Source organism: Novosphingobium mangrovi, assembly GCF_022818885.1.
GTDB classification, from domain to species: domain Bacteria; phylum Pseudomonadota; class Alphaproteobacteria; order Sphingomonadales; family Sphingomonadaceae; genus Novosphingobium; species Novosphingobium mangrovi.
Genome location: NZ_JALHAT010000005.1, coordinates 65,407 through 91,206, shown reverse-complemented (window position 1 = coordinate 91,206; position 25,800 = coordinate 65,407). Strand labels below are relative to the sequence as shown.

The following is a 25,800-nucleotide window of genomic DNA, read 5'->3' as shown; positions in this document are numbered from 1 at the left end:
TTATCCCGCGATCACCCAGCTGATGGCGCCAACAAGGCCCAGCAGCATGACAAGAGCGTAGCTGTACAGGTAGCCCGACTGGACCTTCTGCGCGTAGGTCGACCCCTTGGACACGACCCAGGCCGCGCCGTCCGGACCGAACCGGTCGATAATCCCGATATCGAGCACCTTCCAGAACAGCTTGCCGAAAGCGAAGGCGCCCTTGATGAACACGAGATTGTAAAGTTCGTCGAACATCCACTTGCGGTAGACGAAGGTGTAGACCGGACCGATCTGCTCCACGACCTTGGCGGGGAACGACGTGTTCTTGATGTAACCGTACCAGGCAATGACCAGGCCGATCAGCATCACGATAAAGGGCATGTACTTGTAGATACCCGAGACTTCGTGGAGCGCGTGGATCAGGTGCTCGTGGAAGACGAGACCGCCCTGCCAGAATTCACCCGTGCCTTCGCTGACGAACCAGTGCTGGAACGCGAAGCCGGCAACCACGGCGCCCACCGAAAGGATGATCAGCGGCAGAAGCATGACCAGCGGGCTCTCGTGCGGGTGGTAACCCCCGGTACCTTCGACCGCGTGGCCGTGATCGCCGTGACCATGGTCGTCATGACCGTGGCCGTGCGCATCATGGACAGCGTGCTGGATGTGCTCCGAACCGGCCCAGCGGGGCTTGCCGAAGAAGGTGAGGAACACCAGGCGCCACGAGTAGAAGCTCGTCATGAGCGCAGCGGCGATACCCATCCAGTAGGCGAACAGACCCATCGAGGTGCCGCTTGCGAAAGCGGCTTCGATGATCGAGTCCTTCGAGTAGTACCCGGCAAAGCCGACACCGAAGAGACCCACGCCCGTGATGGCCAGCGTGCCCATCGTCATGGCCCAGAAGGTTACCGGGATCTTCTTGCGTAGGTCCCCGTAGAACCGCATGTCCTGCTCGTGGTGCATCGCGTGGATGACCGAACCGGCGCAGAGGAACAGCAGGGCCTTGAAGAAGGCATGCGTGAAGAGGTGGAACATCGCCGAGCCGAACGCGCCGACACCGATGGCGAAGAACATGTAGCCGAGCTGCGAACAGGTCGAGTACGCGATCACGCGCTTGATGTCCCACTGCGTGCAGCCCACGGTTGCCGCGAAGAAGCAGGTCGCCGCGCCGATGAAGGTGATCACCGTCATCGTGGTCGCGCTGGCTTCGAACATGGGCGAAAGACGGCAGCACATGAAGACACCGGCAGTGACCATGGTCGCCGCGTGGATGAGAGCCGAGACCGGGGTCGGGCCTTCCATCGCGTCCGGGAGCCAGGTGTGGAGGCCCAGCTGCGCCGACTTACCCATCGCACCCACGAACAGCAGCAGCGTGATCACCGTCATCGTGTCGGCACGCATGCCGAGGAAGCCGATGGTCGAGCCCGCCATGCCCGGAACCGCATCAAGGATGTCGGGGATCGAGACGGTGCCGAAGACGATGTAGGTGGCAAAGATGCCGAGCATGAAGCCAAGGTCACCAACACGGTTGACGACGAAGGCCTTGATGGCGGCGGCCCCTGCCGAAGGCTTGCGCAGGTAGAAACCGATGAGAAGGTACGAGGCGAGGCCCACGCCTTCCCAACCGAAGAACATCTGCACCAGGTTGTCGGCCGTCACCAGCATGAGCATCATGAAGGTGAAGAGCGAGAGGTAGGCGAAGAAGCGCGGCTTGTCCGGCTCGTCGTCCATGTACCCCCACGAGTAGAGGTGCACGAGCGAGGAGACCGACGTCACCACGACCAGCATGACCGCGGTCAGCGTGTCGACGCGCAGCGCCCAGTCGAAGACGAAGCTACCCGAGGCGACCCAGTGAAGCACCGGGACCACCGTCGGCTCGGCCGAGCCGGTGAGGTAGGGGATGAAGACCGACCAGGACAGGGCAGCGGAGATGAACAAGCCCACGGTCGTGATGACCTTGGCCGGCATTCCACCGAGATCCTTGTTCCCAAGGCCAGTGATGATCGCTGCCAGAAGCGGCAGGAATACGATGATCAGGATCGGGTGCAAGGCCTTATCCCTTCATCCGGTTGACGTCGTCGACGGCGATAGTGCCGCGGCCACGGAAGTAGATAACGAGGATCGCCAGACCGACCGCGGCTTCACCCGCAGCAACAGTCAGAACGAACATGGCGAAAATCTGACCGGTCAGGTCACCCAGGAAGGCGCTGAACGCAACGAGATTGATGTTCACCGCAAGCAGGATGAGCTCGATCGCCATGAGGACGATGATCACGTTCTTGCGGTTGAGGAAAATGCCGAGGACACCGAGCACGAACAGGATCGAGCTCACCACGACATAGTGTTCGACGCCGATCACAGCGTAACCCCCTTGCCCACTTCGGGCTTCACGTTGACGGTCGCCTCATCGGGACGACGCGCGTTCTGCTTGGAGATGTTCTGAACGAGAGCCTCGCCGCGCTGACGATGGGTCAGGACGATGGCGCCGATCATGGCGACAAGCAGGATGATACCGGCTGCCTCGAAGAGGAACAGGTAGCGGCTGTAGAGGAGCGCACCGATCGCGGTGGTGTTCGAGACACCCTCAGCGACGGCAGCGGTACCGTCCGGCGTTCCGAGCTCGAGCGAACCGGCGCGGTAGGCACCAACCCCGAGGACGATTTCAGCCAGAAGGACGAGCGCCACGAGCGCACCCAATGGGAAGTAGCGAACGAAGCCTGCACGCAGTTCGGCGAAGTCGATGTCGAGCATCATGACGACGAACAGGAACAGGACGGCGACCGCGCCCACGTAAACGATGACAAGCAGCATCGCGATGAATTCGGCACCGACCAGGACCATAAGGCCAGCCGCGTTGAAGAACGCCAGGATCAGCCAGAGGACCGAGTGCACCGGGTTGCGCGAAAGGATGGTGATCGCGCCCGAGGCAACGGTCATCACCGCGAAAAGATAGAAGGCAATAACGTGAATCATGACCCCGCGAGCCCCCTAGCGATACGGCGCATCGGCTTCAAGGTTCGCGGCAATTGCCCGCTCCCACTTATCGCCGTTCGCCAAAAGCTTAGCCTTGTCATAGAGCAGTTCCTCGCGCGTTTCGGTCGCGTATTCGAAGTTCGGCCCCTCGACGATCGCATCCACCGGACACGCTTCCTGACAGAAGCCGCAGTAGATGCACTTCGTCATGTCGATGTCGTAGCGCGTGGTACGGCGCGAACCGTCATCACGCGGCGCGGCTTCGATCGTGATCGCCTGTGCCGGACAGATCGCCTCGCACAGCTTGCACGCGATGCAGCGCTCCTCACCGTTGGGATAACGGCGAAGGGCATGCTCACCACGGAAGCGGGGCGAAAGCGGGTTCTTCTCGAAGGGGTAGTTGATCGTCGCCTTCGGCTTGAAGAAGTACTTCAGCGTCAGGGTGTGGGCCTTCACGAACTCATAGAGCGTGAAGGACTTTACGAGTTGAGCGACGCTCATCAGGAATACCTCGTCAGCATCAGGTAGCCCGAGACCAGGACCACGAAGAGGAGCGAAACCGGCAGGAAGACCTTCCAGCCAAGACGCATCAGCTGGTCGTAGCGGTAGCGCGGGACGGTCGCCTTCACCCAGGAGAAGACGAAGAAGAAGAAGAAGACCTTGAGCAGGAACCAGATGAAGCCCGGGACAAGGTACAGCGGCGCCCAGTCCAGCGGCGGCAGCCAGCCACCGAAGAACAGCGTGGTGTTGAGCGCGCACATCAGGAGGACGTTCGCGTACTCACCCAGCCAGTAGGCGGCGAACGCCATCGACGAGTACTCGGTCTGGTAACCGGCCACGAGTTCCGATTCCGCCTCGGTAAGGTCGAACGGAGCGCGCTGGGTTTCTGCCAGCGAGGAGATGAGGAACATCACCCACATCGGGAACAGCAGCGGGTTGAACACGAAGCCGTTGAAGATACGGAAGACATGTCCCTGCTGCGCCTTGACGATGTCGTTCATGTTGAACGTGCCCGACCACAGAACGACGCAGATGATGATGAAGCCGATGGAGACTTCATACGAGATCATCTGGGCCGATGCGCGCATCGCCGAGAAGAAGGGATACTTCGAGTTCGAAGCCCAACCCGCCATGATCGTGCCGTAGACACCCAGCGAGCTGATCGCGAGGATGTAGAGCAGGCCGACGTTGATGTCGGCGAGCATGGCGCCCGAGTTGAACGGGATCACCGCCCAGGCCATCAGCGCGATGGTGAAGGTCACCACCGGCGCGATGAGGAAGATGCCCTTGTTCGCGGCCGAAGGAACGATGGTTTCCTGGAGGAAAACCTTCAGACCGTCCGCAAACGACTGGAGGAGGCCGAACGGGCCGACCACGTTGGGGCCACGGCGAAGCGCCATGGCGGCCCAGATCTTGCGATCGACGTAGATGATCATCGCAACGGCCAGCATGAGCGGCAGGGCGATGAGGAGAATGCCGCAGATGGTCGCGACAAACCACGCCCAGTCATAGGTCATTCCAAGCGATTGGAAGAAAGCGGTCATTCCGCGGCCTCCGCGATCTCTTCCCCGTGAAGCAGTTCAGCCGAACACTGCTGCATCACCGCGCTGGCGCGCGCGATGGGGTTGGTCAGATAGAAGTCCTTGATCGGATAAGCGATCACACCGGAAGCGGAGCCGCCCCCGGCAGGCAGGTCATGCCCGTAGTCGGCCAGACCTTCGCTGCCAAGTGCAGGAACCTCAGCGGCCATTGCGGCGCGCAGTTCCTCGAAGTTGTCGAAGCCGACCGAGACACCGAAGGCATCGGCCATGGCGCGCAGGATCGTCCAGTCTTCACGGGCGTCGCCCGGAGCGAAGACCGCCTTGTCCGAAAGCTGAACGCGCCCTTCCGTGTTGACGTACGTGCCGTTCTTCTCGGTGTAGGCCGCGGCCGGCAGGATGACATCGGCCGCGTGCGCGCCCTTGTCGCCGTGGTGGCCGATGTAGACGACCATGGAGTTCGCAAACTTCGTGAAGTCCACTTCGTCCGAACCCAGCGCCAGGAGCACCTTGGGCGCCGCAGCCACGAGATCGGCAATGCCGCCCTTCTGCGCATAGCCCAGCATCAGGCCACCCATGCGGGCCGCCGAGAGATGCAGAACATTGAAGCCGTTCCAGGTCGAGCCGTCTTCCAGTTCCCGTACGAGCTTGAGCTGGCTGGCAATCGAGAGCGATGCTTCGAGGCCACCACGGCCCAGCCCTGCCCCGCCGACGATCATCGCCGGACGCTTGGCATTGAGGAGAGCATCCCAGACATGCTGCGGAAGCTGGTTGAGAACCGAGAGGTCCTCGCCGAGGAATTCACCGCCGAAGGTGGTTTCCCACTCGGGACCGATCAGGAAAACCTTGGCGCCGCGCTTGACCGCCTTGCGCAGACGGACGTTGACGAGCGGAGCCTCAGTACGGACCTGGCTACCCACGATCAGGATCGCATCAGCGGTCTCGATGTCGTTGAAGCCGGTGTTGAAGTTGACCGCAGCCAGGCTCGAACAGTCGTAGTCCATACCGGTCTGACGACCTTCCAGGAGCGACGACCCAAGCGCACCGAGCAGCTTCTTGGCCGCGAACATGGTCTCGCAATCGAGCATGTCACCGGCGACGGCGGCAATCGAGTTGCCTGGATTGAGCGAGGCGATGGCCGAGAAGGCTTCCTGCCAGCTCACCGCAACCAGCTTGCCGTCCTTGCGCAGGAACGGCTTGTCGAGACGGCGCTTGGTCAGGCCATCGACCTGGTAGCGCGCCTTGTCCGAGATCCATTCCTCGTTGACGTCGTCGTTGACGCGCGGAAGCACGCGAAGCACTTCGCGGCCACGGCTGTCGATGCGGATGTTCGAACCCACAGCGTCGGAGACGTCGATGCCGATCGTCTTCTTCAGCTCCCAGGGACGGGCCTCGAACGCGTAGGGACGCGAAGTCAGCGCGCCGACCGGGCACAGGTCGATCACGTTGGCCGACATCTCGTGCGTCGCCGCCTTTTCGAGATAGGTCGTGATCTGCATGTTCTCGCCGCGATAGATCGCGCCGATCTCGTCCACGCCGGCGATCTCCTCGGAGAAGCGCACACAGCGGGTGCAGTGAATGCAGCGCGTCATCGTGGTCTTGATGAGCGGCCCCATGTTCTTGGTGGTGACGGCGCGCTTGCTTTCGTCATAGCGCGAACCACCACGGCCATAGGCCACCGACTGGTCCTGAAGGTCGCACTCGCCGCCCTGGTCACAGATCGGACAGTCGAGCGGGTGGTTGATGAGGAGGAACTCCATCACGCCTTCGCGCGCCTTCTTGACCATCTCGGAGTCCGTGCGGATCTCCTGGCCTTCGTTGGCGGGCAGCGCGCAGGACGCCTGCGGCTTGGGCGGTCCGGGCTTCACCTCGACCAGGCACATACGGCAGTTGCCGGCGATGCTCAGGCGCTCATGGTAGCAGAAGCGCGGGATTTCCTTGCCGGCGAGTTCGCAGGCCTGCAGGACGGTTGCGCCCTGCGGTACCTCGATTTCTACGCCGTCTACTTTGACCTTGGGCATTACTCAGCAGCCTCCGGCATGTTTTCGGCAATCCGGCGTTCCAGCTCGGGGCGGAAATGACGGATCAGACCCTGGATCGGCCATGCAGCGGCGTCACCCAGGGCGCAGATGGTGTGGCCTTCGACCTGCTTGGTCACCTGGAACAGCATGTCGATTTCTTCGACCGACGCGTCGCCGGTGCGCAGGCGCTCCATGACGCGCCACATCCAGCCCGTGCCTTCGCGGCACGGCGTGCACTGGCCGCAGCTCTCGTGCTTGTAGAAGTACGAGATGCGGCTGATGGCGCGCACGATGTCGGTGGACTTGTCCATGACGATGATCGCCGCGGTGCCGAGGCCCGAACCCACGGCCTTGAGACCGTCGTAGTCCATCGGACAGTCGATGATGTCCTTGGCCGGCACCAGCGGAACCGACGAGCCACCCGGGATCACGGCCAAGAGATTGTCCCACCCGCCGCGGATGCCGCCGCAGTGCTTCTCGATCAGTTCGCGGAAGGAGATCGACATCTCCTCTTCCACCACGCACGGCTTGTCGACGTGGCCCGAGATCTGGAACAGCTTGGTGCCGCGGTTGTTCTCGTTGCCGAAGCTGGAGAACCAGGCCGCGCCGCGCCGCATGATGGTGGGCGCAACCGCGATCGATTCCACGTTGTTCACGGTGGTCGGGCAGCCGTAAAGGCCGGCACCGGCCGGGAACGGCGGCTTCAGACGGGGCTGGCCCTTCTTGCCTTCCAGGCTCTCGATCATCGCGGTTTCCTCACCGCAGATGTAGGCGCCTGCACCGCGGTGCACGAAGACATCGAAGTCGTAGCCCGAACCGCACGCGTTCTTGCCGAGCAGGCCTGCCGCGTAGGCTTCCTCGCGTGCCGCGAAGAGGACTTCGGCTTCGCGGATGTATTCGCCGCGAATGTAGATGTAGGCCGCACGCGCGCCCATCGCGAAACCGGCCACCAGCGCGCCTTCGAAAAGAAGGTGCGGGTCGTGGCGCATGATTTCGCGGTCCTTGCACGAGCCAGGCTCGGATTCGTCCGCGTTGATGACGAGGAAGCTGGGCTTGGGATTGCCGGCGGCGTCCTTGGGCGGCTCCTTGGGCATGAACGACCACTTGAGGCCGGTCGGGAAGCCTGCGCCGCCGCGGCCACGAAGACCCGAAGCCTTCATTTCCTCGACGATGGCTTCCTTGCCCTTGGCGAGGATATCCTTGGTGCCGTCCCAGGCGCCGCGCGCCATGGCTTCCTTCAGGTTCCAGGGCTGGAACCCGTAGAGATTGGTGAAAATGCGATCCTTGTCGGCGAGTGCCATGACTTACCACTCCCCCCGGTAATCGTGATTTTCGGTGACCATGTCCTTGAGCGTGGTCGGACCACCGACCGGCTCGACCGTGTGACGACCGGGCTCCTGCGTACCGGCCTTGGGCGTTTCGCCGGCGGCGAGTGCGTCGAGCACCTTGTCGAGGCGCTCTGCGGTCAGATCCTCGTAGTTGTCGTCGTTGATCTGGACCATCGGAGCCGAGGCACAGTTGCCCATGCATTCAACTTCGGTGAACGACCACAGGCCGTCCTCCGAGATGTGGCCAGCCTTCATGCCGCGCTTCTTGCAGGCGGAGATGAGGTCATCCGAGCCACGCAGCATGCAGGGCGTCGTGCCGCAGACCTGGACGTGGAACCGACCGATCGGCGCGATGTTGTACATCGTGTAGAAGGTGGCAACCTCGACGACGCGAATGATCGGCATGTCGAGGTAGGCGGCCACGTATTCCATCACGGGGATGGGCAGCCAGCCCTGCGTGTTCTCTTCGGCGCCAACCTGGCGCTGGGCGAGGTCGAGCAGCGGCATCACGGCCGAGCGCTGACGCCCTTCCGGGTACCGCGAGAGTACGTCCTTCGCCTTTTCGGCGTTTTCAGGCGTCCAGGCAAAATTGCCCCAGCGCGCCCGCAGTTCCGGCGTATCCGGTTCGATATAGCGGTCAGCCATGCTTACCTCTGCGCTTCAGCCACTGTTCCTGGCCGAAAAAGAAAATCTCAAAACCACCGATGGCGGTCGCCAGCATGGCGACGGTTTGCGAGGGAACCCCGCCCACCGACATCACGCCGAAATAAAACGCGACGAGGCAGAGGCCCGTAAGCCCTGCCCAGACGCGCAGCATCTCAACCGAGGAGAGGTTCATCGAATGAACTCCACCCGGCTGCACTTGTCGCCCTCGAAGCTGTAGACGGCGAGAACGTCGAACGGCTCGACGAGCTCGGACCCGTCGCTCGCCGGACCACGCGTGACGTGTTCGCGAAAGACGACGAAGTTCTCGGTTTCCTCGATCGAGACGATCTCGGCGTGGTTCTCGGGCCACTTGACGAAGGCGGCGGCAAGGCCGGTACGCGTACCTTCCTTGCCCTCGCGCACGACCGCACCGCGGTACCCTGCCTCGCAGGCGTCGTCGGTCATGTAGGAGACGTAGAGATCGGCGTCCTTGGCGTTGTAGGCCGCGATCATCGCCTTGGCTGTTTCGAGCTTACTCACCGGTCACACTCTCCGAACACGATATCAAGGGCACCCAGAATGGCCGTGGCGTCGGGCAGCATGTGGCCCTTGCACAGGAAGTCCATCGCCTGGAGGTGACTGAAGGCCGTGGGACGGATCTTGCAGCGGTACGGCTTGTTGGAGCCATCCGAGACCAGGTACACGCCGAATTCGCCCTTGGGACTTTCCGTCGCGACGTAGACTTCGCCTTCGGGGACGTGGAAGCCTTCGGTGTAGAGCTTGAAGTGATGGATCAGCGATTCCATCGAAGTCTTCATCTCGGCACGCTTGGGCGGACCAACCTTGCGATCGGTGGTCATGATCGGGCCTTCGGGCATCTGCGCGAGGCACTGCTTCATGATCTTCGCCGACTGGCGCACTTCCTCGACGCGAACCATGAAACGGCCGTAGCAGTCCGATTCCGTGGCGACCGGAACATCGAATTCCATGCGGTCGTAAACGTCGTAGGGCTGGCTCTTGCGGATATCCCAGGGGATACCGGCGCCGCGGATCATCGGACCCGAGAAGCCCCAGGCCAGCGCATCCTCGCGCGAAACCTTCGCGATATCGACATTGCGCTGCTTGAAGATGCGGTTGTCGACGACGAGGCTCATCGCGTCCTCGAACAGCTCGGGCAGGCGCGTGTCGAGCCAGTCACCGATGTCGGCGAGCAGCTTGAGCGGCACGTCCTGGTGCACGCCGCCCGGACGGAACCAGGCCGAGTGCATGCGGGCGCCCGAAGCGCGTTCGAAGAAGTTGAGGCAGTCCTCACGGATCTCGAACAGCCACAGGTTCGGCGTCATCGCGCCGACGTCCATGATGTGGCTGCCGATGTTCATCATGTGGTTCGAGATACGGGTCAGCTCGGCGAAGAACACGCGCAGGTACTGAGCCCGCAGCGGAACCTCGATGTTGAGCATCTTCTCGACCGCGAGAACGTAGCTGTACTCCATCCCCAGCGGCGAGCAGTAGTCGAGCCGGTCGAAGTACGGCAGCGCCTGGAGGTAGGTCTTGTTCTCGATCAGCTTCTCGGTGCCGCGGTGGAGAAGACCGACGTGCGGATCGACACGCTCGATGATCTCGCCGTCCAGCTCCATGACCATGCGCAGAACGCCGTGGGCCGCCGGGTGCTGGGGACCGAAGTTGATCGTGTAGTTGCTGATGACTTCGTCGCCGGTCGTGGGCGACTGCTCAAGCTGCATGCTCATGCCTTGTCTCCCTTTTCGTCCTTGGCGGGCGCCGGCGGAGATTCCTTCTTGGCAGCCTTGGCGTCGGTGTCCTTGTCGGCACCGGTATCCTTGGGGCTGTCGGTCGTCTTCTTCTCGGCGACGGGCGGCGCATCGGCCTTCTCGTCACCGGGAAGGATGTAGTCGGAACCTTCCCAGGGGCTCATGTAGTCGAAGGTACGGAAGTCCTGGGCCAGCTTGACCGGCTCGTAGACAACGCGCTTGTCCTCTTCGGAGTAGCGCAGCTCGACATAGCCCGTAAGCGGGAAGTCCTTGCGGAAGGGGTGTCCTTCGAAGCCATAGTCGGTGAGGATGCGGCGCAGGTCCTTGTTGCCGGCGAAGATCACGCCGTACATGTCGAAGACCTCACGCTCGAGCCAGCCCGCATTGGGCCACAGCGTGGTCACGGTCGGCACAGGCGTGCTTTCCGAGGCCGTGCACTTGACCAGCAGACGGTGGTTCCTGGTCACCGAGAGCAGCATGTAGACCACCTCGAAGCGCTCGACGCGCGAGGGGTAGTCGACACCCGCCATCTCCATCATCTGCTGGTATTCGTGTTCGTCACGCAGCAGCTTGAGGGCGTTGGCGATTTCCGGGCGCGCGACAGTCAGGACGACTTCGCCGTGCTGCTCCGTGGCGGAGATCAGCATCGAACCCAGGGCGGCGCTCAGCGTTTCCACGACACCGTCGTTGGAAGCGTATTTGGGAGCGGAGTGAAGAACGGTCATGGTCGGCTTCCTCTCAACGCTCGATCGTGCCAACGCGGCGGATCTTGCGCTGCAGCTGCATCACGCCATAGAGCAGCGCCTCGGCGGTCGGCGGGCAGCCCGGGACATAGATGTCGACCGGAACGATGCGGTCACAGCCACGCACGACGCTGTAGCTGTAGTGGTAGTAACCACCGCCGTTGGCGCACGAACCCATCGAGATGACGTACTTGGGCTCCGACATCTGGTCGTAAACCTTGCGCAGCGCCGGAGCCATCTTGTTGCACAGCGTGCCCGCGACGATCATCACGTCGGACTGGCGCGGCGAGGCGCGCGGGGCGGCACCGAAGCGCTCCATGTCGTAGCGTGGCATGTTCACGTGGATCATCTCGACCGCGCAGCAGGCAAGGCCGAAGGTCATCCACCACAGCGAGCCAGTACGGGCCCACTGGAACAGTTCCTCGGTCGAGGTGACGAGGAAGCCCTTGTCGGATACTTCCTGGTTGAGGTCGTTGAAAAACGCCTGGTCGGGGGCGGTCACCTGACCACTCTGGCCCGACGCCAGCGGCTGTCCGGATGCGTTGACGAGCGTGCTCATTCCCAGTCCAGAGCTCCCTTCTTCCATGCATAGGCGAGGCCAATGGCCAGTTCACCGAGGAACACCATCATCGTGCCCCAACCGGCCCAGCCGGTAAGGTCAAGCGAGACGGCCCAGGGGAACAGGAACGCGGCTTCAAGGTCGAACACGATGAAAAGGATCGCGACGAGATAGAAGCGCACGTCGAACTGGCTGCGCGGATCCTCGAATGCGGGGAAACCGCACTCGTATTCGCTCAGCTTGTCCGCATTCGGCTTGGCAGACCCCGTGAGGTGCGCCACGCCCATGGGCAGGAACACGATGATCGCGGACAGGGCGAGCGCGATCGCGAGAAAAATGAATATCGGCAGATATTGCGACAGATCAGTCAATGGTCTCTGGCCTCTTACCGGGTGGCGGCAGAGCCGCTTATGGCACCGTGTGTGGTTTCCGGGCGTTGAGCGGGTCCTTAGGCCGTCCCTCCGCACACCGCAAGGTGTCCGTCAGGATTATTCCCTTCCCGTCCATCGCACTGCAACAAAAAGACGCAAAACCGCAGGAGCTCTAGGCCCACAGCGATCTTATCGGGTCACTTGAAGGAAACAATCTGCAATAGTGCGCACAGCAGGGTGAACTCTTTGCAAGCCAAATGCGGCACGATTCGCCTCTCTTTTCTTGAAAATCACACGCAGAAAAGATATTGCGAGTCATTTGCATTTACACCGATATGCAAAAGATCGGATCTCGAAGGTTGTCCGCGCCTATGACGCCGCCCTCGCCGCGACCCATGACGGGCACCACCCGGGCGTTGTTGGAAGAAGCGGCGTTGAAAATGGCGCAGCGCAACATTATCGAATGAGGACGCGAACCGCATTCAGGCAGGAAGGCTCCACGCCATGACCCAGATTTCCGCTTCCGATCCCATTGTCGTTCTCTCCTACGCACGCACTCCGATGGGCGGCCTCCAGGGCGCTCTTGCCGGGGTCGATGCCACCGAGCTCGGCGCTACCGCCGTCAAGGCCGCCGTGGAGCGCGCCGGCGTCGCGGGCGAGGATGTCGAACGCATCTACATGGGCTGCGTCCTGCCAGCCGGGCTTGGCCAGGCCCCTGCCCGCCAGGCTGCGCTCAAGGCGGGCCTGCCCAAGTCGGTCCAGGCTACGACCGTCAACAAGGTCTGCGGCTCGGGCATGCAAACCGTCATCATGGGTGCCGAGGCCCTTGCTTCGGGCTCGATCGATCTTGTCATCGCCGGCGGCATGGAGTCGATGACCAACGCGCCGTATCTCTCCAAGAAGCACCGCTCGGGTGCCCGCGCCGGGCACGACACGATCTACGACCACATGTTCCTCGACGGCCTCGAAGATGCCTACGAGGGCGCGTCGATGGGCTCGTTCGCGCAAGTTACCGCCAACGACTACCAGCTCACGCGCGAGATGCAGGATGATTATTCCATCGAGTCGCTGCGCCGCGCCAACGAGGCCATCACCACCGGCGCCTTCGCCGACGAAGTTGTCCCTGTGACGGTGAAGAGCCGCAAGGGCGACACCATCGTCGAAACGGACGAACAGCCGCCCAAGGGCAAGCCTGACAAGATCCCGACCCTGCGCCCAGCCTTTGCCAAGGACGGCACGATCACGGCCGCCTCGTCGAGCTCGATCTCGGATGGCGCGGCCGCGCTTGTGCTCACCCGCAAGAGCGTGGCCGACGCGAAGGGTCTGTCGCCGGTCGCGACTGTCGTTGCCGTGGAAGCGCACGCACAGGAGCCCAAGGACTTCACCACCGCTCCTGTCGGCGCCATTGAGAAGCTTCTTGCAAAGACGGGATGGAGCGCCTCGGACGTCGACCTTTTCGAGGTCAACGAAGCCTTTGCCTGCGTTGCCATGTTCGCGATCAAGGACCTGGGCATCCCGCACGACAAGGTGAATGTGAACGGCGGTGCGACCGCACTTGGTCACCCCATTGGCGCGTCGGGTACCCGCATCATCGTCACCCTCATCAACGCCCTCAAGAGCCGCGGCCTCAAGAAGGGTATCGCCTCGCTGTGCATCGGCGGCGGTGAGGCCACCGCGATCGCGGTCGAACTGGCCTGATCTGCCCCGACCCAGCCTACGAAAAAGCCCCGCGGATGGTTCGCATCCGCGGGGCTTTTTCGTTGCCACGCCTGCTTGCTCCTCAGGGCGTGCCGGCGCCCCAGAGGCTGCTTTCAGGCACCCAGCCGCGATGCCCCTGGATGTCGAGTTCACACCACCCTGCCTCGCACTCGCCAAGAAGGCCGACGACACCGGGTTCGACCTGCCACAGGACAGGGGCAGCCTCACCGCGCTCCGCATGCATTTCGATGAGGTCATCACCGCGCACGATGGCTCCGCGCTGGCGTGAGAGCAGAAGGTCGCGCATCCACCCCCGGGCACCGTCCGGATCTTCCACCTGGCGCCAGGGCCCCTCGCGCCGAATGACCTTCACCGGCAGATGCAGGCGCCGGTAGACCCATGCGATACGAAAGCTGTTGCCGGGCCCCACGCGCATGTTGGCTTCATCGACGTCGATGGATGCCCAGTAAGGCACCTTGTCCTCGTCCGCGGCCTGCGCGAGCGAGGGAAAGATGCACGCAGCCGCCAGAGCGGCCAGGATCGAGTATTTGCGCAACATGGTTCTGACTTACTTCCCGAAACGCGGCTTCATCAAGACGTCTTGACCGCGCGACTGCACAGCGCGATAGCCTAAAGACGCCATGTCTGCATCCGATATTACCGCTCGCCCGCCGCTTCCCACACGCCCCTCGGTCGTCGTGACACGGCGGCTCGCCCCTGCGGTCGAAGAGCGCATGCGCGAGTTGTTCGATGCCGATCTCAACACGCCCGACACCCCCCTCTCACGCGAGGAACTGCGCGCGGCGATGGCGCATTGCCACGTACTCGTACCCACCGTGACCGACACGATCGACCGGGACCTTATCGAATCGGCGGGACCCAATCTTGGCATGATCGCCAATTTCGGAGCAGGAACCGAACATATCGATCTGGCGGCAGCACGGGCCCGGGGCATTCTCGTAACGAACACCCCGGGTGTGTTCACCGATGACACCGCGGATCTGACATTCGCGCTGCTCATACTCACCATGCGGCGCTTCAAGGCCGGTGCGCAGACCCTTCAGAACGGCGCCTGGGAAGGTTGGGGGCCAACCAGCATGCTGGGCCACAGCCTGTCGCGCAAGACGCTGGGCATCGTGGGCATGGGTCGGATTGGGCAGGCCGTAGCTCACCGTGCGCGGGCCTTTGGCATGAATATCGTCTACCACAATCGCCACCGTCTGCCCGAAGCGCTCGAGAACATGCTCTCGGCTTCCTTCGAGCCAGAGATTGAACGGCTGTTCGCCACGTCCGATGCCGTAAGCCTCCACTGCCCGCTGACCAGCGCGACGCATCACCTTGTCGACGCCGAACAGATCGCGCGCATGAAGAGCACCGCCTGCATCATCAATTCCGGCCGAGGCGGCCTGATCGACGAAGACGCCCTTGTCGAAGCGCTGGAACAGGAACGGATCGCGGGCGCTGGCCTGGACGTCTTCGCCCACGAACCCGAGGTCAGTCCCCGACTTCTGGCAGCGCCCAATCTTGTGGCCCTGCCCCACCTTGGCAGCGCGACCTTCGAAGGGCGAGAGACCGCCGGTCACAAGATCATCGCCAACATCCGCTTCTGGGTCGATGGCCATCGCCCACCCGATCAGGTCCTGCCCGAGATCGACTGACCGTTGGCGTGATCGGCGTGCGCTTGGCGTTAACCGATACCATGCTCTAAATGGCGGCCAAATAGCGACGCACAGGACAGGGGCATGAACGGGATGGGACGTGCAGACGGACAGATCGGAAAGGCCGGACACCGCCTCGCCCTTTCGGCTTGCAGCCTGCTCTTTGCCTCCATTTCCAGTCCCGCCTGTGCCCAGAGCGGAGCGCTCGATCTCGCTGATACGGGCGATACGGCCTGGATCCTCGCGGCGAGCGTTCTCGCCTTTGCCGCGACGCTTCCCGGCTTCGTACTCTTCGCCTGTGGCCAAGCGCGCGGGCGCAACCAGATCACGACCTTGTACCAAGGCATGGGCGCGGTACTCGCCAGCACGCTTGCCTGGGCGATCGCGGGCTACACGCTTGCCTTCGGCCATGCCACAGGGGGCTGGCTTGGCGCGGGAAACGCATGGATGCTACGTGAATTCGGCAATCTGCGCGCAGGTTCAAGCATCCCCGAGAGCGGCTTTGCCCTCTTTCAGTCAACCTCGGCCCTTCTGCCGGTCGCAATCCTGGTCGCGTTCCGATCCGGCCGCATGAATACCGCCTGGCTCATGCTCTTTGCGCCTCTGTGGTCTCTGGTCGCCTATGCCCCGCTTGCCCACGCAATCTGGGGAGGTGGCTGGATCTCGGAGAAGTTTCTCCCGATTGACTGGAACGGGGGCATCGTGATCGGCGTCGGCGTGGGAGTGAGCGGGCTCGTCCTCGCACTCATGGGTGCAGATCGCGAACCAGCCCCCTCCCCACTCTCGCCGCTTGGCCTTCTGCTTGCTCTTCTCGGCGCGACACTTTTCCTCGTCGGGCGTATCGCGGCGAGTGGCGGGCAGGCGCTCACCGGCAACGACGATGCCGCAGCCGCCATGCTGGCAACCCTGCTGGGAGCCGCTGCGGGGACGATGACATGGCTGCTTCTGGGACGTGCCACGAACTGTCCGCCAGGGCCGCTTTCCCTGGCTCGCGGCATTCTTTGCGGCCTTGCCTGCATCGCGCCGGCGGCCGGCTACGTATCGCCTGGAGGCGCCATCGTGATCGGCGCGTTCGGAACGACGGTCAGCTACAGTCTTGCCAGGACACTGCAAGCCCGGACCCGTCTGGGAGACGCTGGCGTACTCGCCAGCGTGTTTGCAGGGGGCGGAGCCTGCGGCAGCCTGCTTGTCGTCCCCTTCATCCAGCCTGCGCTGGGAGGCACAGGGCACCCCTCCGGCACCAGCCTGATAGATCAGTTGATCGGACAGGCCGGAACGCTCGCACTCGCCACGATCTGGGTTGCGGCGACCACGCTCGTTCTGGCAACCATGGTTTCGCTGGTTCGGCCGATGCGCCCAGCGCAAGAGTGCGTCGACCAGGGCCTCGACATCGCCACACCTGAGGGCTTCTAACAAGAAAGCCCCGCAAGATCCGAATCTTGCAGGGCCTTCTTACAGTTCTTTCAAACCGATCAGTCGCCGGTCAGGATGCGATCGACCAGTTCCTTCACGGTTGGTGTGAAGCCGTTCGAGTAGAAGGGATCCCGCTTGAAGTTGTAGGCCGCATGGCCTGCAAACATCAGGTTCTCCTCCACGGGTCCGCCATGGGCAATGTCCTGGAGCGTCTTCTGAATGCAGAAGCTGCGTGGATCAGCCAGGCGACCCGTGGTGTAGTCGTCATGATCCTTCCACGACGAGAAACCGCAGTGCGAGAGGCAGCCCATGCAGTCGGCCTGATCCTTGCGGATTTCGTCGCGCTCGTCCGGAGCCACGAAAACGATGGTGTCGTCGGGCGTCCGCAAGCCGTCGGTGAAGCCTTCCTGCGCCCAGCCGCGCGCGCGGTCGAGATCCTTGGGCGCGACCCAGAAGTTCTTGCCCTTGACACCAACGTCGAGACGCACGGTGTGCTCACCGGCCTCAACCTTCGAGTAGGGGATCTGGCGCTCCGAACGCGCTTCGAGCGAGCGCAGGAACGGATTGCGCACAGCCGAAGAGTAGAAACCGGTCGGCGAGAAACGGTGCAGCAGCACATCACCCGGATCAAGGTCGCGCAGTGCGTCCTTCCAGGCTTGCGGGATCGGGCTTTCCGTAGTCAGCAGCGGACGCGTACCGTACTGGAAGGCAATGCTGCCAAGCTCGGGGTTGTCGATCCAGTTTTCCCAGTCGCGCAGGTACCATACGCCGCCCGCCATCACGATCGGCACATCGTCCGAGATGCCTTCCTTGCGCATCACATCGCGCAGGGCCTTGACGCGCGGATAGGGATCTTCGGGCTTGAGCGGATCTTCCGCGTTGGAAAGGCCGTTGTGACCACCCGCGAGCCAGGGATCCTCGTAGACCACGGCGGCCATCAGGTCCGCCACCTTGTGGTACGCACGCTTCCAGAGCGCGCGGAAGGCACGGCCCGAGCTGACGATGGGAAGATAGTTGACGTTGTAGCGCGCCGCGATCTCGGACAGGCGATAAGGCATGCCCGCCCCGCAGGTCACGCCGGTCACGAGACCCGGCGTCTTTTCGAGGATGCCTTCGAGCACCTGCTGCGCGCCGCCCATTTCCCATAGGACGTTGATGTTGATCGCGCCCTGGCCGTTGGAAATCTCGTATGCCCGCTGGACCTGCTCGACGCCGCCATCGATGGCGTAGCGGATCAGTTCCTCGTGGCGCTCCTTGCGGGTCAGTGCATTGTAGACCTGCGGAACGATCTTGCCCTCGGCGTCGTAGCTGTCGGCGTTGACGGCACTGACCGTGCCGATGCCGCCCGCTGCCGCCCAGGCACCCGAACTCATATGGTTGGTGGCCGAGACGCCCTTACCGCCTTCAATCAGCGGCCAGACTTCACGTCCACCATAGTTAATCGGCTTTAAACCCTTGAAACCCATCGTAACTCTTATCTTTCCCCCTCGGCGTCAAACTCCGACTTAGGAAGTCGGTGTAACCATTCAACGCCCGTGAATGGAATTTTCCTGCCTGAACCCTGATACAGAGCTATTCCGTGTCCGCCTCACTGGACATACGGCACGGCACGATTGCTTCCGGTCCCGGTCGTCCTCCGGAAGCTTCGAACTGCGCGTAGTAGCCCTGGAGCTCAGGCTTACGGACAAATTGGCTCAAACGGAAGCCTACCGCTGCAAATTCGCAGAAGAGAAGTTCCGGCGGCATGCCATGTTCACCTGTCGAGCGATCGACGTCCACGACGATCACCTTGCCCCCTTCACGCAGCGCCGGTCGCAGGCGCCACAGAAAGGCATAAGGCTCGCTCACCTCGTGGTACATGTGAACCAGGAAGATGCGGTCGAAACTGTTTTCCGGCAAGCGTGGATCGTCGGGTGTCCCCAGCTTGATGGAGACATTCTCCAGCCTTTCACGCTCTACGCGAAGGCCCAGCTTCTGGATGACTTCAGGATCGATATCGCCAGCCAGTACCCGTCCGGAAGAACCCACCCGCTGCGCCAGGCGCACCGTGTAATAGCCATCGCCCGCACCGATGTCGGCAACCGTCATGCCCTCGGAAATCCGGGCCAGGTCCATCACGACCTTTGCTTCGTTGACGCTGTCACGCTGGACTTCGTTGGAAAAGGCCGTCGAGCCCCCCGGAGAGATCGGACGGTCGGGCACCGGAAAGTCGCGCGAGGTGGCCGGACGATCCGCATCGGCCTCGCTCGGCGTGCAGCCAGCCAGGGCCGACACTGCGCACAGCAGCAGTCCAGAGGAGATCAGGCTGGCCCTGGAGGACCGCATCGGGCAAGGCCGAAACTTACGCGAGGAACGCAGCATCGCGCTGGTGTACCGCGTTCGCTTCGGCTTGGCAAAGCCCTGAAAGGGGGCCGACCTCCCGGCCCGCCCCGCACCTCGCGCTGGCATCCCTTTCTCGCGCGTCGATCTCAGTCGACGTCTTCGATCTCGACCTTCTCGCCGGTCACGCGCTGCGAAAGCGCGGCGGCCATGAAGGGATCGAGTTCGCCATCGAGAACATCGTCCGGTGCCGTCGAGACGACGCCGGTGCGCAGATCCTTGACCTGCTGGTAGGGCTGCAGAACGTAGGAACGGATCTGGTGGCCCCAGCCGATGTCGCTCTTGCTCGCGTGCTCCGCGCTGGCGGCTTCCTCGCGCTTGCGCATTTCTTCCTCGAAGAGACGCGACTTGAGCATGCCCATCGCGATTTCGCGGTTCTTGTGCTGCGAACGGTCGATCTGGCTCGCCACCACGATGCCCGAAGGCTGGTGGGTGATGCGCACGGCCGAGTCCGTCGTGTTGACGTGCTGCCCGCCCGCACCCGAGGCACGGTAGGTGTCGATCTTGAGATCGGCCGGGTTGATGTCGATCTCGAAGCTGTCGTCGATCACCGGGTAGACCCAGACCGAGGAAAAGCTGGTGTGACGGCGCGCCGAACTGTCATAGGGGCTGATGCGCACGAGGCGATGGACGCCGCTTTCGGTCTTGGCCCAGCCGTACGCATTCTCGCCCTTGAGCAGAAGCGTGCAGCTCTTGATGCCCGCCGCTTCGCCCGCGTGGTATTCGACCAGTTCGACCTTGAAACCCTTGCGCTCACCCCAGCGGGTGTACATGCGCTGGAGCATCTGGGCCCAGTCCTGGCTCTCGGTCCCGCCCGCACCGGCATGGACTTCGAGGTAGGTATCGTTGGCATCGGCCTCGCCCGAGAGCAGGGCCTGGATCTTGTCGCGATCCGCACGCGCGGCCAGTTCGGACAGGGTCGAAAGACCTTCGGCGATGGTTTCGTCATCGCCTTCCATCTCGCCCAGTTCCACGAACTCGACCGCATCGTTCATCTCGGCGGTGATCTCGTTGACCGCGCCGATCGAAGCCTCGAGGCGGCGACGCTCGCGCATGACGGCCTCGGCTTCCTTGGGGTTGTCCCAGAGCGTGGGGTCCTCGACGCGCGCGTTCAGCTCATCGAATCGCCGCAGCGCGCGCTCCCAGTCGAGCGACTTGCGCACGAGAGCGAGCGCTTTTTCGATACGGTCAATGTGGGCCTGCCCCTCGGCACGCATGGCGCGATACTCCAAATCAGATTGCGCGCTCGCCCTAGCGGGCGCTACGCGGAATGCAAAGCCGCCCGCGACGAGACGAGCCGGAAAGGCTGCCCCATATCCGCGGACAGGCGTGGTGTTCAAGCCCCTCGCCTGCAATTCCCCCTCGCCTGCGTATCATCGCGGCGAGACAGGCCTACAGAGGATTAGCGGGCGAGCTTCTTCGCCGCCGCCATCGTCAGCTTGACGTGGTCGCGGTAGTCACTGTCCGAGTGCACCATGACGACCTTGCCATCCTGTCCGATTACGTAGCTCACGCGCTGGGTCAGGCCATCGGGAAGCCCGTCGACCTTGAGGGCGACGTCGTAGTCCTTGATGACCTTGGGCGAAGCGATGGCGACGGCAAACTTGTCACGGCATTCCTCGGTCGAGAATTTCTTGAGCGTGGGCAAGTCATCGCCTGACATGCCTACGACCGTTGCGCCCAGCTTGGCGAATTCGGGGGTCGCCTCGGCAAAGGCATGCGCCTCCAGGGTGCACCCTTGCGTGAACGCCTTGGGGTAGAAGTACAGGACTACCGGCCCCTTGCGCAGCGCGGCCGAGAGATCGAACGTCGTCTCCTTGCCCGCTTTCGCGCCCTTGGTCACGAACGCGGGCGCCTTGGCCCCGACGGGAAGAGCGGCCTGCGCCGACACGGAGAGGACGGAAAGCCCGAGAGCGGCGAGCGGGAGGATGATCTTGCGCATGGCAACACTCTGGCGCGCGTGCGCCGCGCTGTCCAGCCTGCTCACCAGGAACCTTCACCGCAAAGAGAAACGCCCCGTTCACCTTGCACGTTGGCGGGGTGAACGGGGCGGTGGGGCGACCCTTGGAGTTTTCCCGTGCCGAACAGGAGAGAGAGTGAGAGAGGCCCGGCACGAGCGTGTTTTTAGTCTCAGCGCGGTCCTGGAGGATGCGACCCCGCTTGCCATTCTTACTAGCCGCGCTTGGAAACGATTGCACTAGCACTTTGGGTGGAGATTGGGGCCGCGAGGGTCCCAGGACCTTTGCCCTGCGCGCAAAGATCCACGTGCAGCCGGCTTGACCCGAACGCACCCGCACCCCAAGGACGAGACCGATACAAGGAGAGCCACCGATGTCCGCAAACGCCCCGATCCGTCCGCGCCGCAGCGCCCTCTACCTGCCGGCCTCGAACGCGAGGGCCATTGCGAAGGCGCGCACCCTGCCCTGCGACGTGGTCGTACTCGACCTTGAGGATGCAGTTGCCCCCGAAGCCAAGGCGGATGCCCGCGAGGCTGCGCTTGCCGCGCTTGACGAGGGTGGCTTCGGCGCGCGCGAGGTTGCCGTGCGCGTGAACGGGATCGATACCGAATGGGGCGCGGACGATCTTGCTGCGCTCGCGGCATCGAAGGCAGACGCGGTCCTCGTGCCCAAGGTCTCCACCCCCCTCGACATCGGCCGCTACGAGGAAGCGCTCGAGACCGCGCCCGAGGCGATGCAGCTGTGGGCGATGATCGAGACCTGCGGTGCGGTTCTCAACCTGGAGCCGCTCGCTGCTATGGCCGCGACCACGCGCCTCTCGCTCTGGATCATGGGCACCAATGACCTTGCCAAGGAAATGCGCGCCCGCCTGACGCCCGAACGCACTCCGTTCCTGCCTTTCATGGCGCAGGCGGTGGCAGCCGCACGGCTCCACGGCCTCACCATCCTCGACGGGGTGTGCAACGAGTTCCGCGACCTCGACGTATTCGAGGCCGAGGCACGCCAGGGCCTGGACTTCGGCTTCGACGGCAAGAGCCTGATCCACCCCGCTCAGGTAGAGCCCTGCAACACCGTGTTCAGCCCGAGCGCCGAGGAGCTGGCCTGGGCCGAAGCGGTGATCACAGCTTTCGACCTTCCCGAAAACGCCGGCAAGGGCGCCATCCGCGTCGAGGGGAAGATGACCGAACTGCTCCACCTCGAACAGGCCCGCCAGCTTCTTGCCGTTACGCAGCAGATCGCCGCGATGGGCTAATGCCGGGCCGGTCGCAGCGTATTCAGATGCGCTGCGACCGGCTTTGCCTCAGGGTTCGTCGTGCGCGGGCACCGGGCTGATCGCCCCAGGCTCGTTCGCGACGATCTTCAGAACCGCAGTCCAGGCATCGACGTTCTGCTGAAGGGCGGCCGGATCGACCTTGTCGAGCGTGTCGTCGGGCGTGTGGTGCAGGTCGAAGTAGTGCGTGCCATCCTGGCCAAGATCGACCACGGCCAGTTCCTGCTCCGCGATGATCGGGCCAATGTCGGTGCCGCCATGCGCCGCGCCCTCATGCGGCACGATGCCCAGCGGCAGGACGGCACCGTTGACCTTGTCGGCAAGATCGCTGTTGGCCGCCGCAAAGCGGGTCTTGACCTGCCAGACCCGGTCCGCACCGAAATCGCTTTCCATGGCGAGCGCGTGCGGCTCGCCTGCGTGCAGCTTCATGTAGTGATCGCCGCCGCTGTAGTAGATGCCCTGCTCTTCATCGCCCGCCCACAGCACGCGGATCGTGCGCAGCGCCTGACCACCGTCCTGCGCAGCAAGGGCCGCCGCCGCCACGATGCCGCAGCCCGAAGCATCGTCGATGGCCCCGGTGCCAAGGTCCCAGGAATCCAGGTGGCAGCCCACCAGGATCATCGGCAGGCTGGGATCGCGCCCTGGCAGATCCGCGATCACGTTGCCCGAGGTCGCCTTCTCCAGCGGCCTGCCTTCAAGACGCAGGGAGATCTCCATCGGCTTGCCGCCGCCTGCAATCCGCGCGATCAGGTCTGCATCGGGGTTCGACACCGCCCCCGCCGGGATCGGGTTTGCCTTTCCAAAGGCGGTCACGCCCGTATGGGGATTGCGGTGGCTGTCGGTGCCCGCCGAACGGATGACGATGGCAAGAGCCCCGCGCTCGGACGCCATTGCCGGCCCGGCCCGGCGCACGTTGCCATAAGGACCGTAGCCCGAACCATCCTGCGCACGGCGCATGGCGTGGTCGACAAAGGCGATCTTGCCCTTGAGCGAACCGTCCGGGGCCGCCTCCAGGGCCTCCAGCGTCGGGAAATAGACCAGCGGCGCGGTCAGACCGCCCTCGGGCGTGGGCACCGAGAAGCCCAGCGCGGTAATGGCAAGGGGCTGCGGATAGGGCGCGGTCAGGCGCGCCGCTTCAGGACCACGCTGCCAGGTCGTGGTCGCAAATTCCTCGATCCGCACATTCTGGAAGCCCAGCGCCTCGAGCTTGGCCTTGCCCCAGTCGCGGGCACGGTCCTCGGCTTCGGAGCCTGCCATGCGCGGGCCGACCTCGGTGGTCAGTCCCTCGGTGATTTCCCAGGCAACCCCTTCGCCTTCGACGGGCTTGGCAGCAACGGGAGAGGCGTAAAGGGCAACGGCGGTGAGCACCGCGCCAAGCGCGGTTGAAGGAATCTTGCGTGTCATTGCACGAAGGTATCGCGGCCATAGGCGCCTGCCAAGCAACGAAACGCTCTGGCGCGCAAGCTGTCCGCGTCCATGCCTTACCGGACCCTTTCGACGCATCGGGCCGCTTGCAGGCCGGGGACGGGCTCTGTAAGGGCCAAGGCCAAGTATCCCATCAACACAGCATCCGAGGACCGCATGGCCGCGCAATACGCCTTCGTCATGAAGGACATGACCAAGACCTTCCCGGGCGCACCCAAGCCGGTGCTCTCCAACATCAACCTGCAGTTCTACCAGGGCGCCAAGATCGGCATCGTGGGCCCGAACGGCGCGGGTAAGTCGACCCTCATGAAGATCATGGGCGGTATCGACACCGATTTCTCGGGCGAAGCCTGGCCCGGTGAGAACATCACCGTGGGCTACCTGCCGCAGGAGCCCCAGCTCGACGAGAGCAAGACCGTGCTCGAAAACGTCAAGGACGGCGCGCGCGAAGTGGCCGACATGGTCGACCGCTTCAACGCGATCTCGGCGGAGATGGGCGATCCCCAGGACGACACCGACTTCGACGCGCTCATGGAGGAAATGGGCACGCTCCAGGACAAGATCGACGCCGTCGATGGCTGGACACTCGACAACCAGCTCGAAGTGGCGATGGAAGCCCTGCGCTGCCCGCCCAGCGACTGGGACGTGAAGAGCCTCTCGGGCGGCGAAAAGCGCCGCATTGCGCTGACCCGCCTGCTCATCCAGAAGCCCGACATCCTGCTGCTCGACGAACCGACCAACCACCTCGACGCCGAAAGCGTCAACTGGCTGGAAAATCACCTCGCCGAGTACCACGGTGCCGTGCTGATGATCACCCACGACCGCTACTTCCTCGACAACGTGGTGGGCTGGATCCTCGAGCTCGACCGCGGAAAGTACTTCCCCTACGAAGGCAACTACTCGACCTACCTCGAGAAGAAGGCCAAGCGCCTCGAGCAGGAAGACCGCGAGGCGACGGGCCGCCAGAAGGCTCTCAAGGACGAGCTCGAGTGGATCCGCGCCGGCGTCAAGGGACGCCAGACCAAGTCCAAGGCCCGTATCCGCAAGTTCGAGGAACTGCAGAACGCGCAGGACCAGCGCACCCCCGGCAAGGCCCAGATCGTCATCCAGGTGCCCGAGCGTCTTGGCGGCAAGGTCATCGAGGCCAAGGGCATCTCCAAGGCGTTTGGCGACAAGCTCCTGTTCGAGGACCTCTCGTTCATCCTGCCGCCGGGCGGCATCGTCGGCGTCATCGGCCCCAACGGTGCGGGCAAGTCGACCCTCTTCAAGATGCTCACCGGCCAGGAAAAGCCCGACACCGGCGAGATCGAGATCGGCCAGACCGTACACCTGGGCTACGTTGACCAGAACCGCGACCACCTTGATGGCAAGAACAACGTCTGGGAGGAAATCTCCGACGGCCTCGACTATATGAAGGTCAACGGCCACGACGTATCGACCCGTGCCTATGTCGGCGCCTTCAACTTCAAGGGCCAGGACCAGCAGAAGAACGTCGGCAAGCTCTCGGGCGGTGAACGCAACCGCGTCCACCTGGCCAAGATGCTCAAGGAGGGTGGCAACGTCCTCCTGCTCGACGAACCGACCAACGACCTCGACGTCGAAACCCTGGGCGCGCTCGAAGAGGCGATCGAGAACTTCGCCGGTTGCGCCGTGGTCATCTCGCACGACCGCTTCTTCCTCGACCGTCTGGCGACCCACATCCTCGCCTTCGAGGGTAACAGCCACGTCGAATGGTTCGAAGGCAACTTCGAGGCCTACGAAGAGGACAAGCGCCGTCGCCTGGGCGATGCGGCTGACCGTCCGACCGCGCTGGCCTACAAGAAGCTGACGCGCTGACACGTCCTTCCGGAAGGATCGAGACGGCCCGCCCGAAACGGCGGGCCGTTTTCGTATCTGACGACCTCTGCTGCGGCGTTCATAAAAATATACACAAACATGAACAAAGAACCGTAACCCAGTTCAGGTTCGGGCAAGTCGCCTCAGGGTAGAACCGGATCAACGCTGAAAACGATTGGATAAGGCTCTCACCCCACCCCGCGCAATGGTCACGGAACGATTGGCTGCGAGAGCAGA

At 63.3% G+C, this 25,800-nt stretch carries 25 protein-coding genes; 5 read left to right on the top strand and 20 right to left on the bottom strand.

Translation table 11 applies throughout. From position 1 onward, the window contains the following. From nuoL to ndhC, 14 genes are read right to left on the bottom strand one after another with little or no spacing between them, the layout of a single operon-like run. A complete protein-coding gene (nuoL, locus tag MTR65_RS05625; RefSeq protein WP_243797956.1) occupies window positions 1-2,028 on the bottom strand; it encodes an NADH-quinone oxidoreductase subunit L in 2,028 nt (675 codons plus the stop codon). 4 nt (window positions 2,029-2,032) lie between these two features. Beyond that, window positions 2,033-2,338, bottom strand: a complete 306-nt coding sequence (nuoK, locus tag MTR65_RS05620; RefSeq protein ID WP_039393252.1) for an NADH-quinone oxidoreductase subunit NuoK — start codon at window positions 2,336-2,338, stop codon at window positions 2,033-2,035. Further along, a complete protein-coding gene (locus MTR65_RS05615; protein ID WP_243797953.1) occupies window positions 2,335-2,952 on the bottom strand; it encodes an NADH-quinone oxidoreductase subunit J in 618 nt (205 codons plus the stop codon). The genes nuoK and MTR65_RS05615 overlap by 4 nt, the downstream gene beginning before the upstream one ends. Window positions 2,953-2,967: 15 nt before the next feature. Continuing rightward, a complete protein-coding gene (gene nuoI / locus MTR65_RS05610) occupies window positions 2,968-3,453 on the bottom strand; it encodes an NADH-quinone oxidoreductase subunit NuoI (RefSeq protein WP_039393248.1) in 486 nt (161 codons plus the stop codon). Then, a complete protein-coding gene (gene nuoH, locus MTR65_RS05605) occupies window positions 3,453-4,496 on the bottom strand; it encodes an NADH-quinone oxidoreductase subunit NuoH (RefSeq protein ID WP_243797950.1) in 1,044 nt (347 codons plus the stop codon). The genes nuoI and nuoH overlap by 1 nt, the downstream gene beginning before the upstream one ends. Further along, on the bottom strand, window positions 4,493-6,511 hold the full coding sequence (nuoG, locus tag MTR65_RS05600) for an NADH-quinone oxidoreductase subunit NuoG (RefSeq protein ID WP_243797948.1): 2,019 nt from the start codon (window positions 6,509-6,511) through the stop codon (window positions 4,493-4,495). Before nuoG ends, nuoH begins: the two co-directional genes overlap by 4 nt. Continuing rightward, window positions 6,511-7,812, bottom strand: coding sequence for an NADH-quinone oxidoreductase subunit NuoF (nuoF, locus tag MTR65_RS05595; RefSeq protein ID WP_226636760.1), 1,302 nt, complete (start codon window positions 7,810-7,812; stop codon window positions 6,511-6,513). Before nuoF ends, nuoG begins: the two co-directional genes overlap by 1 nt. Before the next feature lie 3 nt (window positions 7,813-7,815). Beyond that, window positions 7,816-8,484, bottom strand: coding sequence for an NADH-quinone oxidoreductase subunit NuoE (gene nuoE / locus MTR65_RS05590; RefSeq protein WP_039393241.1), 669 nt, complete (start codon window positions 8,482-8,484; stop codon window positions 7,816-7,818). Beyond that, window positions 8,477-8,677 carry a hypothetical protein gene (locus MTR65_RS05585; RefSeq protein ID WP_039393239.1) on the bottom strand — a complete coding sequence of 67 codons (201 nt, stop codon included), beginning with the start codon at window positions 8,675-8,677 and terminating at the stop codon, window positions 8,477-8,479. Before MTR65_RS05585 ends, nuoE begins: the two co-directional genes overlap by 8 nt. Further along, window positions 8,674-9,024 carry a nuclear transport factor 2 family protein gene (locus MTR65_RS05580; RefSeq protein WP_243797945.1) on the bottom strand — a complete coding sequence of 117 codons (351 nt, stop codon included), beginning with the start codon at window positions 9,022-9,024 and terminating at the stop codon, window positions 8,674-8,676. The genes MTR65_RS05585 and MTR65_RS05580 overlap by 4 nt, the downstream gene beginning before the upstream one ends. After that, a complete protein-coding gene (locus MTR65_RS05575; RefSeq protein WP_243797942.1) occupies window positions 9,021-10,232 on the bottom strand; it encodes an NADH-quinone oxidoreductase subunit D in 1,212 nt (403 codons plus the stop codon). The genes MTR65_RS05580 and MTR65_RS05575 overlap by 4 nt, the downstream gene beginning before the upstream one ends. Beyond that, entirely contained in the window at window positions 10,229-10,978 is a 750-nt protein-coding gene (locus tag MTR65_RS05570) for an NADH-quinone oxidoreductase subunit C (RefSeq protein ID WP_243797940.1), read from the bottom strand. Before MTR65_RS05570 ends, MTR65_RS05575 begins: the two co-directional genes overlap by 4 nt. Before the next feature lie 13 nt (window positions 10,979-10,991). Continuing rightward, entirely contained in the window at window positions 10,992-11,555 is a 564-nt protein-coding gene (locus tag MTR65_RS05565; protein WP_039393232.1) for a NuoB/complex I 20 kDa subunit family protein, read from the bottom strand. Next, entirely contained in the window at window positions 11,552-11,926 is a 375-nt protein-coding gene (gene ndhC, locus MTR65_RS05560; RefSeq protein ID WP_039393231.1) for an NADH-quinone oxidoreductase subunit A, read from the bottom strand. Before ndhC ends, MTR65_RS05565 begins: the two co-directional genes overlap by 4 nt. A gap of 504 nt (window positions 11,927-12,430) precedes the next feature. Between ndhC and MTR65_RS05555 the strand changes: the two genes are divergently transcribed. After that, window positions 12,431-13,624 carry an acetyl-CoA C-acyltransferase gene (locus MTR65_RS05555; protein ID WP_243797938.1) on the top strand — a complete coding sequence of 398 codons (1,194 nt, stop codon included), beginning with the start codon at window positions 12,431-12,433 and terminating at the stop codon, window positions 13,622-13,624. Window positions 13,625-13,706: 82 nt separating this feature from the next. Here the strand turns inward: MTR65_RS05555 and MTR65_RS05550 are convergent, their stop codons facing one another. Beyond that, complete coding sequence (locus tag MTR65_RS05550; protein WP_243797935.1) at window positions 13,707-14,183, bottom strand: SH3 domain-containing protein; 477 nt, start codon at window positions 14,181-14,183, stop codon at window positions 13,707-13,709. Between the two features lie 82 nt (window positions 14,184-14,265). Here MTR65_RS05550 and MTR65_RS05545 point away from each other — a divergent pair, with 82 nt between their 5' ends. Together MTR65_RS05545 and MTR65_RS05540 are read left to right on the top strand one after the other, a co-directional pair. Next, window positions 14,266-15,282, top strand: coding sequence for a 2-hydroxyacid dehydrogenase (locus tag MTR65_RS05545; protein WP_243797932.1), 1,017 nt, complete (start codon window positions 14,266-14,268; stop codon window positions 15,280-15,282). An 84-nt stretch (window positions 15,283-15,366) separates the two neighbouring features. Further along, window positions 15,367-16,695 carry an ammonium transporter gene (locus tag MTR65_RS05540; RefSeq protein WP_243797929.1) on the top strand — a complete coding sequence of 443 codons (1,329 nt, stop codon included), beginning with the start codon at window positions 15,367-15,369 and terminating at the stop codon, window positions 16,693-16,695. 59 nt (window positions 16,696-16,754) lie between these two features. On the opposite strand, the gene MTR65_RS05535 is transcribed toward MTR65_RS05540, so the two are convergent. The 4 genes from MTR65_RS05535 to MTR65_RS05520 all read right to left on the bottom strand — a co-directional run bounded on the left by MTR65_RS05535 (window position 16,755) and on the right by MTR65_RS05520 (window position 21,016). Next, a complete protein-coding gene (locus MTR65_RS05535) occupies window positions 16,755-18,161 on the bottom strand; it encodes an NAD(P)H-dependent flavin oxidoreductase (RefSeq protein ID WP_243797927.1) in 1,407 nt (468 codons plus the stop codon). Between the two features lie 106 nt (window positions 18,162-18,267). Then, window positions 18,268-19,020, bottom strand: a complete 753-nt coding sequence (locus MTR65_RS05530; protein ID WP_419145032.1) for a class I SAM-dependent methyltransferase — start codon at window positions 19,018-19,020, stop codon at window positions 18,268-18,270. 143 nt (window positions 19,021-19,163) lie between these two features. Further along, complete coding sequence (gene prfB, locus MTR65_RS05525; RefSeq protein WP_243797923.1) at window positions 19,164-20,291, bottom strand: peptide chain release factor 2; 1,128 nt, start codon at window positions 20,289-20,291, stop codon at window positions 19,164-19,166. A gap of 185 nt (window positions 20,292-20,476) precedes the next feature. Continuing rightward, entirely contained in the window at window positions 20,477-21,016 is a 540-nt protein-coding gene (locus MTR65_RS05520; protein WP_243798142.1) for a peroxiredoxin, read from the bottom strand. A gap of 389 nt (window positions 21,017-21,405) precedes the next feature. Here MTR65_RS05520 and MTR65_RS05515 point away from each other — a divergent pair, with 389 nt between their 5' ends. Next, window positions 21,406-22,284 (top strand): HpcH/HpaI aldolase/citrate lyase family protein, encoded by an 879-nt coding sequence (locus tag MTR65_RS05515; RefSeq protein ID WP_243797921.1) that lies wholly within the window; start codon window positions 21,406-21,408, stop codon window positions 22,282-22,284. 48 nt (window positions 22,285-22,332) lie between these two features. On the opposite strand, the gene MTR65_RS05510 is transcribed toward MTR65_RS05515, so the two are convergent. Then, complete coding sequence (locus MTR65_RS05510) at window positions 22,333-23,706, bottom strand: M28 family peptidase (protein WP_243797918.1); 1,374 nt, start codon at window positions 23,704-23,706, stop codon at window positions 22,333-22,335. A 177-nt stretch (window positions 23,707-23,883) separates the two neighbouring features. On the opposite strand from MTR65_RS05510, the gene ettA reads away from it, so the two are divergent. Then, window positions 23,884-25,563 (top strand): energy-dependent translational throttle protein EttA, encoded by a 1,680-nt coding sequence (gene ettA, locus MTR65_RS05505; RefSeq protein ID WP_148627856.1) that lies wholly within the window; start codon window positions 23,884-23,886, stop codon window positions 25,561-25,563. Window positions 25,564-25,800 lie beyond the last annotated feature (237 nt).